We start from the raw sequence: 12,006 nt of genomic DNA, 5'->3' as shown, positions 1-12,006 counted from the left end.
CGCTCCGCTCGCAATGACGTGGAGACTTCAGCGCTCCTGCGGCGGTATATCCCGCAGCCGCGCACAGTGCGCGGCAATATCCTCAAGGCTGTACTTCAAATGCACCCGCTTGTCCGACGGCGGGTGCTTGACGACGCACACGCCCGGCCGTCGCTCGGTCGCGGGCCGGATCGACCGCCGCTCAAAACCGCCGCCGCAGTTCGGGCAGACATTATGCAGCTTGGTCTCGACGCAATCCGCGCAGAACGTACATTCATACGAGCAGATGCGCGCATCCATCGCATTCGGCGGCAGGTCCTTGTCGCAATATTCGCAGTTCGGTCGGAGTTGCAGCGCCATGCGTGGTCTCGTGGGGTGATTCCTGCAGATCATCGCAAATGGGATCGGGAACGCGAATGACGAAATTCCCTCGATTTGGGCCATGCGGCCCCAGTGCCTCATCGAACCGCTTCACTTCAACGGCAGCCGTACGCTCTCCTTCAGCCGGTCCAGCACGACCGACGAGCGGACATGCGCGACACTCTGGTGCGGCATCAGCACGTTGTTGACGAGATCCGAGAGGTCCTTGAGGTCGCGCAGCACCACTTTCAGCACATAATCGGCGTCGCCCGTGAGCGAATAGGCCTCCTGGATGTCGTCGACGCGGTTGACCAGTGCGCGGAATTTCTTGGCGTTGTCGGGCGAATGCGTCGCCAGCGTAATGTGAATGAAGGCGATGAGGTTGAAGCCGAGCGCCTCGCCGGCGAGGTCGGCGTGGTAGCCGGCGATGACCTTTTCCTCCTCGAGCCGCATCCGCCGCCGCGAGCATTGCGAGGCGGACAGGCCGACGAGGTCGGCCAGTTGCTGGTTGGTCAGCCGGCCGTCATCCTGCAGCGCGGCCAGCATTTTGAGGTCGAAGGCGTCCACGGGGATCATGCGTCAATTGCCGGTTTCGTGCACGAATTGTGCGAGATGATAGCCTAACGCTCTTCGGTTTGCATGCACTTTGCGCCCGCTTCGCCCGATACTGATCTAGATCAATTTACGGGAGTTTAGCCATGGGTCCGTTTCCGCACGATGCCCCGGCCGCCACCATCAGCGCTGACAATCCAATGGGCACCGACGGCTTCGAGTTCGTCGAGTATGCGCATCCGAACCCGGAAGAACTGCACGCGCTGTTCAAGCTGATGGGCTATGCGCCTGTCGCCCGCCACAAGACCAAGAAGATCACGGTCTATCGCCAGGGCGACATCAATTATCTCGTCAACGAGGAGCCGGGCACCCATGGCCATGGCTTGGTTGCCGCGCATGGGCCTTGCGCGCCGTCGATGGCGTTCCGCGTGGTCGACGCCAAGCAAGCCTACGAGCGTGCGCTCTCGCTCGGCGCGGAGCCGGCTGATGTTTCGTCCGCTCAAAAGACGCTCGACGTTCCCGCCATCAAGGGCATCGGCGGCAGCCTACTCTATTTCACCGACCGTTACGGCGCCAAGGGATCGGCCTATGATCTCGAGTTCGAATGGCTTGATACCCGCGATCCTCGGCCCGCCGGCGCCGGGCTCTATTACATCGATCACCTCACCCACAACGTCCATCGCGGCCGCATGGACGTCTGGACCGGCTTCTACGAAAAGCTGTTCAACTTCCGCCAGATTCGCTTCTTCGACATCGAGGGCCGCGCGTCCGGCCTGTTCTCGCGTGCGCTGACCAGCCCGGACGGCAAGATCCGGATCCCGATCAACGAGGATGCCGGTGACTCCGGACAGATCGAGGAATATCTCAACATCTATCGCGGCGAGGGCATCCAGCACATCGCCTGCGGCGCGCGGGACATCTACCGCACCGTCGAGACGCTGCGCGAAGCCGGATTACCGTTCATGCCGTCGCCGCCGGACACCTATTTCGAGAAGATCGACGCGCGCCTGCCGCAGCACGGTGAGGATGTCGCCCGCCTGCAACGCGACGGCATTCTCATTGATGGCGAGGGCGTGGTCGATGGTGGCCACACCAAGGTGCTCTTGCAGATCTTTTCCGCGAACGCGATCGGGCCGATCTTCTTCGAATTCATCCAGCGCAAGGGCGATGACGGCTTTGGTGAGGGCAATTTCAAGGCGCTGTTCGAATCGATCGAGGAGGATCAGATCCGGCGAGGCGTGTTGAAGGTGGGGAATGCGGCGTAAGCTGTTGTCGTCCCGGCCTTGAGCCGGGACCCATACGCCGTGTCGCTTGTATTGAGAGCCGCCGTTCGACGGCTTTCGTCCAACAATCAAATCCTGTGGTTATGGGTCCCCGCGCCCCGTGCGCAATTGCGCACTAGGCGAGGACGACGAGAGAGTTACCTCCCCACCTTCCACGCGCTCGCCAATTCCGCCAGCTCCACCATCTCCGCATCCCTGATCGCCGACGGCGTGCGCGAGAAGCGCGGGGCAGGCGCGGGCTGCGTCACGCCGTGGCGCTCGACGAACACCTGACGCGCCGCCATGTGCGGATGCTTCGGCGCTTCCGTCATGGTCAGGATCGGCGCGAAGCAGATGTCGGTGCCTTCCATGATCTTGCACCAGTCCTCGCGCGTCTTGCTCTTGAAGACCTTGATCAGCTTTTCCTTCAGTGCCGGCCAGGCCTTGCGGTCCATCTGGGCGTCGAAATCGGCGTCGGTGAGGCCGGCATGCTGGCGCAGCAGCGCGTAGAACTGCGGTTCGATCGAGCCGATCGAAATGAAGTTGCCGCAGGAACATTCATAGATGCCGTAGAAATGCGCGCCGCCGTCGAGAAAATTCTGCTCGCGCCCTTCCACCCAGCGGCCGATCGCGGTCATGTCGAAGAACATCGACATCAGCGACGCCGCGCCGTCGCACATCGCCGCATCCACCACCTGGCCCTTGCCGGACTTCGACGCTTCCAATAGCGCCGCCAGCACGCCGACCACGAGATAGAGCGCGCCGCCGCCGAAATCGCCGACCAGATTGAGCGGCGGCACCGGCTTCTCCTTGGTGCCGATCGCCGCAAGCGCGCCGGTGACCGAGATGTAGTTGATGTCGTGGCCGGCCGCGTGCGCCAGCGGGCCTTCCTGGCCCCAGCCGGTCATCCGGCCGAACACCAGCCGCGGATTGCGCGCCATCACCACATCGGGTCCGAGGCCCAGCCGCTCCATCACGCCGGGGCGAAAGCCTTCGATCAGCGCGTCGGCATGGCTAAGCAGATCGAGCACCTGCGCGACCGTGGCCTTGTCCTTGAGGTCGAGCTCGACCACTTTCCGGCCGCGCCCCGCCACCGACTTCAAATTCTTCTTCGCGCCGATGCGGTCGAGCGTCACGACTTCCGCGCCCATGTCGGCCAGCATCATGCAGGCGAACGGGCCCGGGCCGATGCCGGCGAATTCGACGATGCGGAAGCCTGCGAGCGGGCCGGAGGTGCGGGTGGCGGATTGGGTGGCTGGTTGATCGAGCACGTTGTTTTCTCTCCCAAAGGAACGTCGAAGGGAACGTCTTAATTAGTTGATTAGCTAAATTGTCCCGCCGAAGCGAGGCCCTGGCAAGCTTCTTTTGCCGAAAATCGAGCCAAAATACGAAAGCGGCGCGCATCGCTGCGCGCCGCTCAATATCAACGTCGCGTCCAGGTGCTGATCAGCCCGCCGCGGTCACCGCGCGCTGCGCCATCACCTTAACCAGGTTGGCGCGATAGTCCGAGGTGCCGTGGATGTCGTTCATCAGGCCGTCGGCGGAAATGTTGATGCTATCGAGCGCGGCGGCGGACCAGTTGGCCTTCAGCGCCGCCTCGATCGCGGGCACCCGCATCACGCCGTTTTGCGATGCGCCGGTGGCTGCGGCGCGGACGTCACCCGCCGGGGTTCTTGCGACGAACACGCCGGTCAGCGCGAAGCGCGACGCCGGATGGTTGAACTTCGCGTAGCCCGCTTTGTCCTGAACCGGGAACGATACCGCAGTGATGATTTCGCCATCTTCCAGCGCCGTCGAGAACAGGCCCTTGAAGAAATCATCCGCCGATATCGAACGCTTGTTGGTCTTCACGGTGGCCCCGCACGCCAGCACCGCCGCCGGATAGTCGGCCGCGGGATCGTTGTTGGCGAGCGAGCCGCCGATGGTGCCGCGATGCCGCACCGCCGGGTCGCCGATCAGCGAGGCGAGGTAAGCCAATGCCGGGATCGCCTTTTGCACGGTTTCGCTTGAGGCCACGTCGGAATGGGTCGTCGCCGCCTTGATCATGATTCCGTCCCCGGTTGGCTCGATGCCGACCAGCTCCTTGATCTTGCAGAGATCAATCACGTCGGATGGCGAGGCTAGCCGTTGCTTCATCACCGGAATCAGCGTGTGGCCGCCCGCCAAATATTTCGCATCCGAACCCTTGGTGAACAGGCTTGCCGCTTCGTCGACCGAAGAGGGGCGGTGATAGGTTGTCTGGTACATGGCTGTGCTCCCTCTTACGCGTTGCCGTGGATCGCATGCCAGACGCGATCGGGCGTCGCCGGCATTTCGAGTTTGTTGTTGCCGATCGCATCCGTGATCGCGTTGATGACGGCAGCCGAAGCGCCGATCGCGCCCGCCTCGCCGCAGCCCTTGACGCCGAGCGGATTGCCCGGACATAGCGTCGTCGTGTGCGACAGCTTGAAGGACGGCAGGTCATCCGCGCGCGGCATGGTGTAATCCATGAACGACGCGGTCACGAGCTGGCCGGAAGCGTCGTACACCACGCCCTCCAGCAGCGCCTGGCCGATGCCCTGGGCGAGGCCGCCATGGACCTGGCCTTCGACGATCATCGGGTTGATCAGCCGGCCGAAATCATCCGCCGCCACGAAGTTGACGAAGGTGCTCTTGCCGGTGCCGGCATCGACTTCCATTTCGCAGATATAGGCGCCGGCCGGGAAGGTGAAGTTGGTCGGATCGTAGAACGCGCCCTCCTTCAGGCCCGGCTCCATGCCATCAGGCAGGTTGTGCGCGGTGTAGGCGGCGAGCGCGACCATCGGCAGCGCCAGCGACTTGTCGGTGCCGGCGACCTTGAACTCGCCGTTCTCGATGACGATGTCGTTCTCGGAGGCCTCGAGCTGGTGCGCTGCGATCTTCTTCGCTTTCGCCTCGACCTTTTCCATCGCCTTCAGGATCGCGGTGAGACCGACGGCCGCCGAGCGCGAGCCGTAGGTACCCATGCCGAACTGCACCTTGTCGGTATCGCCATGGACGATCTGGACCTGGCTGATGGGCACGCCGAGCCGCTCGGCAATGAGCTGGCAGAACGTCGTCTCGTGGCCCTGGCCGTGGCTGTGCGATCCCGTGAGGATCTCAATGGTCCCCACCGGATTGACGCGCACTTCCGCCGATTCCCACAGGCCCACGCCGGCGCCGAGGCTGCCGACCGCCTTTGACGGCGCAATGCCGCAGGCCTCGATGTAACAGGAGATGCCGATGCCGCGCAGCTTGCCCTCGGACTTCGCTTTCGCCTTGCGGCCTGCGAAGCCTGCATAGTCGATCGCCTTCATCGCCGCATCTAGCGAGGCGTGGAAGTCGCCGATGTCATAGGCCATGATCACAGGCGTCTGATGCGGAAACTGCGTGATGAAATTCTTCTTCCGCAACTCGGCCGGATCGACCTTCAACTGCCGCGCCGCCGTCTCCATCAGCCGTTCCACCACAAAACTTGCCTCGGGCCGGCCCGCGCCGCGATAGGCGTCGACCGGAACAGTGTTGGTGTAGACGCTGATCACCTCGGCGAAGATGTTGGGAATGTTGTACTGGCCCGACAGCAGCGTCGCATAGAGATAGGTCGGCACCGAGGAGGAGAACAGCGACATGTAGCCGCCGAGATTGGCGTAAGTCTTGACGCGCAAGCCGGTGACCTTGTTGTCCTTGTCGAACGCCATCTCCGCCTTGGTGAGGTGATCGCGGCCATGCGCGTCGGTCAGGAAGGCCTCGGTGCGGTCGCCGGTCCACTTCACCGGACGACCGACCTTCTTGGAGGCCCACAGCGCCACCATCTCCTCGGGGTAGATGAAGATTTTTGAGCCGAAACCGCCGCCGACGTCAGGCGCCACCACCCGCAGCTTGTGCTCCTGCGCGATATTGTAGAACGCCGACAGCACGAGGCGGGCGACATGCGGATTCTGCGAGGTCGTGTAGAGCGTAAAGTGCTCTTCGGGCTCGTTATATTCCGCGATCGCCGCGCGCGGCTCCATCGCGTTCGGCACCAGGCGGTTGTTGGTGATGTCGAGCGAGACGACATTCGCCGCCGATTTGAAGGCCGCATCGGTCGCGGCTTCATCGCCAATGGTCCAGTCGTAGATCACGTTGCCCGGCGCTTCCGGGTGCAGTTGCGGCGCGCCCGGCGCGATCGCGGCGCGAATGTCAGGAACGGCAGGCAATTCCTCATAGTTGACGACCACGGCCTCGGCCGCGTCGCGGGCCTGGTTCTTGGTCTCGGCGATCACCACCGCGACCGCCTGGCCGACGAAGCGCACGGTCTCCGGCGCCATCGCCGGCCATGCACCCATCTTCATGCCGGTGCCGTCCTTGGAGGTAATCGCCCAGCCGCAAATCAGATTGCCGATCTTGTCGTCGACGACCTGCTGGCCGGTCAGCACGCCGACCACGCCCGGCATCTCCATCGCCGCCGAGGTGTCGATGCTCTTGATCTTCGCATGTGCATGCGGGCTGCGGATGAAGTGTGCGTGGGTCATGCCCACCAGCTTGATATCGTCGACGTAACGGCCCTTGCCTGTGATGAAACGGCGGTCTTCCTTGCGCACGACGCTTGCGCCAATGCCTTCAACGCCCATTGTGTCCTCCCGACCGGAATTGTTGTTTCCGCGATTTCCAGCGAAACGCGTATTGAATTCGGAAAATGCTGGCCTGCGGCGGCTATTCTGCCGCCTGCGCGACCTTCATGCGTCCGGCCGCGTCGAGCACCGCCTTGACGATGTTGTGGTAGCCGGTGCAGCGGCAGATATTGCCTTCCAACTCGCGCCGGACGGTCGCCTCGTCGAGATTGCCGTTGTGGCGGTGCACAATATCGATCGCCGACATGATCATGCCCGGGGTGCAGTAACCGCACTGCAGGCCGTGATTGTCACGGAACGCCGCCTGCATCGGGTGTAGTTCGCCGCCCTTGGCGATGCCCTCGATGGTGGTGACGGTCGAGCCCGCGGCCTGGCCGGCCAGCACGGTGCAGGATTTCACCGCCCGGCCGTCGATATGGACGACGCAGGCGCCGCACTGGCTGGTGTCGCAGCCGACATGCGTGCCCGTCAGGTTCAAATGGTCGCGAAGGAGATGGACGAGAAGGGTCCGGTCTTCGACCTCGGCCGAGACGGCCTTGCCGTTTACCGTCAGCTTGACTGTAGACACGCGTGGTACCTCCCGATGTTTTATAATTATTCCAATTAGAAACAGCGGCGAAGGAACTTGCAACTAGGATTTTGGTCGGCGCTGTCATTGTGATGACATTGGCGCGGCGTGCTTCGTGCCGAAGAATCTCGACGCGAATTTCTTTACCCTCCCCTGGACGGGGAGGGTCGGTTCGCATGGAGCGCAGCGAAATGTGGGACGGGGTGGGGTGTCTCTCCACTCGGGTACTGCTCGCAGGAGAGACCGTCACCCCACCCCGCCGCTCATTACATGAGCGTCGACCCACGAGCGAGCTTTGCTCGCCTCGGACCCCTCCAGGGGAGGGTAGGCGACGGCGGCACCTTGCAAGTTTTACCCAGATTTACCCGCCCTTATCCATTCTGCCTTAACTTTGCGCACCGGATCGGGCTAGGGCCTCCGATGCCTGTTTTTCAGAACGAAAACGGGGGGTGACGTGCGATTTCTGAAGCGTGGCGGCTCGTCTTTCAAGCTCCCGACCCTGCGGTTCCGCGCCAAGATCATGCTCGGCTTTGCCGTCGTGCTGGCGATTTCGGCCGCCAGCATGGGGTTTGCCTATCTCGGGTTCGAGCGGGTTTCGGCCGGCGTGGAGTCCTACCGGCGCAGCGTGCTGGAGGCCGACCTGTCGCGCGACATCGACCGCGAGTTGATTTCGTACCGGTCTCTCGCCCGCTATTTCGTGGCGACCGGAAAGGAAGAGGACGGCAAGACGGCGCTAGCCGCCGAAGCCGGCCTGAAGGACGCAATCATTGCCTCGATGAAGGGGACCACCAATCCGACGCGGCTCGAGCAGGTCGCGAAACTGGAGCGGGAGTTCCGCGCCTTCACCAAGATTTTCGCCGACATCGTCAAGGTCAAGGACGAGAGTGCGCGCATCACGCAGAACCAGCTCACCCGCACCGGCAACTCGCTGCGCTACAAGCTGGACGATCTCCCGAGTAATGCCGACGATGACGAAATGCCGGTGATCACGCTCGGCACGAAGAAGGTGACCGAGCAGTTTCAGGCGGTCACTGCGCTTGCCAATACGTTCGTGGTCAATTCGGACAAGACGGTCGCTGCCAGTGCGATGGCGCGCCTGAAATTCGTCGAGAACGCGCTCAAGGCGATTTCGTCGAACAACGAAAAGATCCGCGAGGGGATCAAGGAAATCTCCGGCATGCTGGAGGAGTACCAGAAGTCGCTCGCCAAGCTGGTCGACAATTCCAAGGAGATCGACGAGCTGACGTTGGAAATGACGGAATCGGCCACCGCTATCAACAAGGGCTCGGGCGCCATGAAGTCGGACCTCCTGGCCGATCAGAAGAGGCTCGAAGCGGAGTCGGACGCGACCATCGGCGAGACCGAGCGGCTGATCCTGATCCTTGCCGCCGGCGGCTTTCTGCTCGGCTGTGTCTGGGCCTTCTTCCTCGGCAAAGGTATTTCCCGGCCGATGATTGCGATGTGCAACGCGATGCGCGAACTCGCCGCCGGCAATTTCGAAGTCGTGCTGCCCGGCCTCGGCCGCAAGGACGAACTTGGCGAGATGGCAAGCGCGGTCGAGGAGTTCAAGGTGCAGGCGATCGCCCGCGCCGAGCGCGACGCCGCCACCCAGGAAGCGCAGAACAAGGCGGCGAGTGCCGCGCGCCGCGCCGAACTCATTCGCTTCGCCGACGAATTCGAAGCCGCGGTCGGCGCCATCGTCTCCAACGTGTCGTCCTCGGCCGTGCAGCTCGAATCCGCTGCCGGCAAATTGACGCGGACGGCGGAAACCACCCAGAGCCTCGCGAGCCAGGTCGCCGGCGCCTCGGAAGAAGCCTCCACCAACATGCAGTCGGTGGCTTCCGCGACCGAGGAGCTGTCGACTTCCGTCGACGAGATCGGGCGGCGCGTCAAGGAATCCAGCCAGATTGCAGAGGCCGCCGTCCGTCAGGCCGAACAGACCGACGGGCGGATCGGCAAGCTGTCGCGTGCCGCGCAGGAGATCGGCGACGTGGTCAAGCTGATCACGGCGATTGCCGAGCAGACCAACCTTTTGGCGCTGAACGCCACCATCGAGGCCGCCCGCGCGGGCGATGCCGGCCGCGGCTTTGCCGTGGTTGCATCCGAAGTCAAATCGCTCGCCAGCCAGACCGCGAAGGCGACCGACGAGATTTCCAGTCACATCTCGGGCATGCAGGACGCGACGCAGGAATCGGTCGCCGCGATCAAGGAGATCGGCGGCACCATCGGCAGGATCTCCGACATCGCCGCGACGATCGCGAGCGCCGTCGAGCAGCAGAGCGCGGCAACGCAGGAAATTGCGCGCAGCGTCCAGAACGTCGCGGAAGGCACGCAGGAGGCCGCCGCCAACGTCATGCACGTCAACCGCGGCGCGACCGAAACCGGATCGGCGTCCGAGGAAGTGCTGAATTCGGCCCGCACGCTATCCGGCGAAAGCACGCGCCTTCGCGAAGAGCTCGACCGCTTCATGGCGAATATCAGGGCGGCGTAGCCGTCGCCACTCTCTATCGTCATCGTCGCCCCTGCGTAAGCAGGGGCCCATAACCACCGCTCGGAGTCGTTGAAGCAAAGCCGTCTCTCCGCGTGCCCCTTACGCCGGCCGCGGCGTATGGGTCCCCTGCGTTCGCAGGGACGACGCGAAACTACTCCCTGCCGAACTGGTGCTTCAGCTCCACCTTCGCGCGCTCCAGCCGCGCGCGCTGCGTTTTCGGCAAGGTCTTGCCGGCGCGGTTGATGTAGAAGGTCAGCATCGAGAGTGCCGAGCGATAGGCGCCTGACTTGCGACGCGTACTGTGCTCGGCGGAGCGTTTGAGCGATGCCGCGATCTTCTTCGCGCTGGTCTGCTTGAAGACGCCGCGCTTCAGATCGAGCGCGTCGCTTTCCTGTGTCACGCGTTGCGACCACCGTTTCGGCGTTGATTTCTTCGCCGTTGTCGTGCGGCTGCTCTTCCGGGCTGCGGTCTTCCGTGGTGTGGTTCTTCGTCGTTCCGCCATGTTCGACTCCATTGCTGTTTTGCCGAAAACGGCCGCCAGATTATTCGGTTCCCTTCAGTTGCGATGCCGCCGAGATCGCGAACCCATACTGGGTCGTCGTCACGCGCGAACGGGTCGCGCGAATGCGCGCCCGATGACAGGCTCCGGCGGGTGACCCCCAGAGACGGCAGTGATCGAATCGATAAGCCGCGGCGTACTGGATTGCATGATGGCGTCGCCATCCTGTTGGATGGGGCGCCGGCGGCCCCTCGAGTACTGGTCAGGTCCTGCAAGACCGTGGGAATCTTAGGACCGCCGGCGTTACGGTCTGACACGCGCACGGTAGAGAGGGCCTGAGCCCGCATTGCAATCCGGCGTGCCGACCAGATGCATATTCTGTCGGAGAACAGCCACATGGACAAGATGGTGATCGGGGTGGACGTTGCCAAGGAGTGGATCGACATTGCGATCGCGGGTGACAGTCGGGTCAAGCGGATCGCGAACAGTGAGCGAGCGATTGACGCTTGGTTTATGCAGATCGGGGCCGGCTCGATCGGCCTGGTCGCGTTCGAGCCGACGGGCGGCTATGAGCGGCTTCTGCGACGGTGTCTCCGCCGCGCGAAGGTCGCCTTCAAGCAGGTGCACCCGAACGAAGTCGTCGCCTATCGCAGGCGGCGTGGCATCAAGGCCAAGACGGACCGCATCGACGCCAAATTGTTGGCCGACTTTGCCGCCGAGGAGCTCGCTCGCCGCGACATCGAGTCGGTTCCAGAGGCCGATGAGGTCTTACGTGAACTCGCATCGCGGCGCCGGCAGTTACAGGCTCTGCTGCATGCCGAGACCTGCCGCTGCGACGTGGCAGACAGCGCCATTGTGCGCAAGAGCCTGCGGGCGGTCATTGCCGCCCTTGAGCGTTCACTCGCTACGGTCGACAAGGCCATCGCCGAACGCATCGCAAGCTCCGCGCATGCCGAGACCAGCCGGCGGCTGCAAACCTTCTGCGGTGTCGGCCCCGCCATCGCGGAAACATTGATCGCGGACCTGCCGGAACTCGGACATCTGTCAGGCAAGAAAATCGCGGCCCTTTGCGGCCTTGCCCCGCACACGCGCGACAGCGGCAAGCAGCACGGGCATGCGTCCATTGGTCATGGCCGCTCCAGCGTGCGCAAAGTGCTCTTCAACGGCGCCCGCAGCGCGATCCAGCACAATCCGGTCATGAAGGCCTTCTACCGACATCTGGTCGATGACAATCATCGCCTGGGCAAGGTCGCGCTCACCGCCGTCATGCGCAAAATGCTGGTGACGCTCAACGCCATGATCCGTGACCGATCAGATTGGAGACACGCAGCCAGGCCTGCGGCATGAGCCTTCGATCATGGCAAGCCAACGCGGCAGCGAGCGCAGCCGGTCAAGGCCGGCATCGCCGCCGCGCAGCGGTCGCCTTGACCGGCGAGCACGATGCCGCACTCTCGCCCATGATCGACCTCTTGACGAACATCACGGTAGATCCCCCGCTTTCGCGGAGGATGACAGCTTGTGGTGTTTCGGCACTCGTCGTCATTGCGAGCGCAGCGAAGCAATCCATGCCGCGGCATAAGGAAAGGTGGATTGCTTCGCTTCGCTCGCAATGACGTGGGTAGGCCGGCGTGAAACCCTCGCGCATGCACAGCACACGGCAACAGCTATGCAATTTCGCCATGTGAAAG

General features: G+C 63.3%; 10 protein-coding genes. 3 read left to right on the top strand and 7 right to left on the bottom strand.

All coding sequences use genetic code 11. The annotated features are described in order from the left end of the window. Positions 1 to 27: 27 nt before the first annotated feature. Positions 28 to 339 carry a DUF1272 domain-containing protein gene (locus V1273_RS33095; RefSeq protein WP_334412038.1) on the bottom strand — a complete coding sequence of 104 codons (312 nt, stop codon included), beginning with the start codon at positions 337 to 339 and terminating at the stop codon, positions 28 to 30. 111 nt (positions 340 to 450) lie between these two features. Further along, entirely contained in the window at positions 451 to 915 is a 465-nt protein-coding gene (locus V1273_RS33090; RefSeq protein ID WP_334365507.1) for an Lrp/AsnC family transcriptional regulator, read from the bottom strand. Between the two features lie 122 nt (positions 916 to 1,037). Between V1273_RS33090 and hppD the strand changes: the two genes are divergently transcribed. Beyond that, positions 1,038 to 2,156 (top strand): 4-hydroxyphenylpyruvate dioxygenase, encoded by a 1,119-nt coding sequence (hppD, locus tag V1273_RS33085; RefSeq protein ID WP_334412037.1) that lies wholly within the window; start codon positions 1,038 to 1,040, stop codon positions 2,154 to 2,156. 155 nt (positions 2,157 to 2,311) lie between these two features. On the opposite strand, the gene V1273_RS33080 is transcribed toward hppD, so the two are convergent. The 4 genes from V1273_RS33080 to V1273_RS33065 all read right to left on the bottom strand — a co-directional run bounded on the left by V1273_RS33080 (position 2,312) and on the right by V1273_RS33065 (position 7,328). Then, entirely contained in the window at positions 2,312 to 3,424 is a 1,113-nt protein-coding gene (locus tag V1273_RS33080; protein ID WP_334412036.1) for a CaiB/BaiF CoA transferase family protein, read from the bottom strand. Positions 3,425 to 3,599: 175 nt separating this feature from the next. Next, positions 3,600 to 4,400 carry an FAD binding domain-containing protein gene (locus V1273_RS33075; protein WP_334379846.1) on the bottom strand — a complete coding sequence of 267 codons (801 nt, stop codon included), beginning with the start codon at positions 4,398 to 4,400 and terminating at the stop codon, positions 3,600 to 3,602. Between the two features lie 14 nt (positions 4,401 to 4,414). Then, positions 4,415 to 6,760 carry a xanthine dehydrogenase family protein molybdopterin-binding subunit gene (locus V1273_RS33070; protein WP_334412035.1) on the bottom strand — a complete coding sequence of 782 codons (2,346 nt, stop codon included), beginning with the start codon at positions 6,758 to 6,760 and terminating at the stop codon, positions 4,415 to 4,417. Between the two features lie 82 nt (positions 6,761 to 6,842). Beyond that, positions 6,843 to 7,328: a (2Fe-2S)-binding protein gene (locus V1273_RS33065; protein WP_334412034.1), complete on the bottom strand. Its 486-nt coding sequence runs from the start codon at positions 7,326 to 7,328 to the stop codon at positions 6,843 to 6,845. Positions 7,329 to 7,848: 520 nt separating this feature from the next. Between V1273_RS33065 and V1273_RS33060 the strand changes: the two genes are divergently transcribed. Beyond that, positions 7,849 to 9,819 carry a methyl-accepting chemotaxis protein gene (locus V1273_RS33060; RefSeq protein ID WP_334412311.1) on the top strand — a complete coding sequence of 657 codons (1,971 nt, stop codon included), beginning with the start codon at positions 7,849 to 7,851 and terminating at the stop codon, positions 9,817 to 9,819. 151 nt (positions 9,820 to 9,970) lie between these two features. On the opposite strand, the gene V1273_RS33055 is transcribed toward V1273_RS33060, so the two are convergent. Next, on the bottom strand, positions 9,971 to 10,321 hold the full coding sequence (locus tag V1273_RS33055) for a DUF3175 domain-containing protein (RefSeq protein WP_334379849.1): 351 nt from the start codon (positions 10,319 to 10,321) through the stop codon (positions 9,971 to 9,973). Positions 10,322 to 10,687: 366 nt separating this feature from the next. Here V1273_RS33055 and V1273_RS33050 point away from each other — a divergent pair, with 366 nt between their 5' ends. After that, positions 10,688 to 11,665 (top strand): IS110 family transposase, encoded by a 978-nt coding sequence (locus V1273_RS33050; RefSeq protein ID WP_334408422.1) that lies wholly within the window; start codon positions 10,688 to 10,690, stop codon positions 11,663 to 11,665. Positions 11,666 to 12,006 lie beyond the last annotated feature (341 nt).

The organism is Bradyrhizobium sp. AZCC 1721, assembly GCF_036924715.1.
In the GTDB taxonomy this organism is placed as follows: domain Bacteria; phylum Pseudomonadota; class Alphaproteobacteria; order Rhizobiales; family Xanthobacteraceae; genus Bradyrhizobium.
The sequence above is the reverse complement of the archived record's forward strand: the minus strand, read 5'-3'. Positions and strand labels throughout refer to the sequence as shown.

What these genes read in the sequence shown, in the direction of transcription:
- V1273_RS33090 (WP_334365507.1), bottom strand. Translation starts at nt 915, where the DNA reads ATGATCCCCGTGGACGCCTTCGACCTCAAAATGCTGGCCGCGCTGCAG.
- V1273_RS33060 (WP_334412311.1), top strand. Translation starts at nt 7,849, where the DNA reads ATGCTCGGCTTTGCCGTCGTGCTGGCGATTTCGGCCGCCAGCATGGGG.
- V1273_RS33055 (WP_334379849.1), bottom strand. Translation starts at nt 10,321, where the DNA reads ATGGCGGAACGACGAAGAACCACACCACGGAAGACCGCAGCCCGGAAG.
- V1273_RS33095 (WP_334412038.1), bottom strand. Translation starts at nt 339, where the DNA reads ATGGCGCTGCAACTCCGACCGAACTGCGAATATTGCGACAAGGACCTG.
- V1273_RS33070 (WP_334412035.1), bottom strand. Translation starts at nt 6,760, where the DNA reads ATGGGCGTTGAAGGCATTGGCGCAAGCGTCGTGCGCAAGGAAGACCGC.
- V1273_RS33050 (WP_334408422.1), top strand. Translation starts at nt 10,688, where the DNA reads ATGCATATTCTGTCGGAGAACAGCCACATGGACAAGATGGTGATCGGG.
- V1273_RS33075 (WP_334379846.1), bottom strand. Translation starts at nt 4,400, where the DNA reads ATGTACCAGACAACCTATCACCGCCCCTCTTCGGTCGACGAAGCGGCA.
- hppD (WP_334412037.1), top strand. Translation starts at nt 1,038, where the DNA reads ATGGGTCCGTTTCCGCACGATGCCCCGGCCGCCACCATCAGCGCTGAC.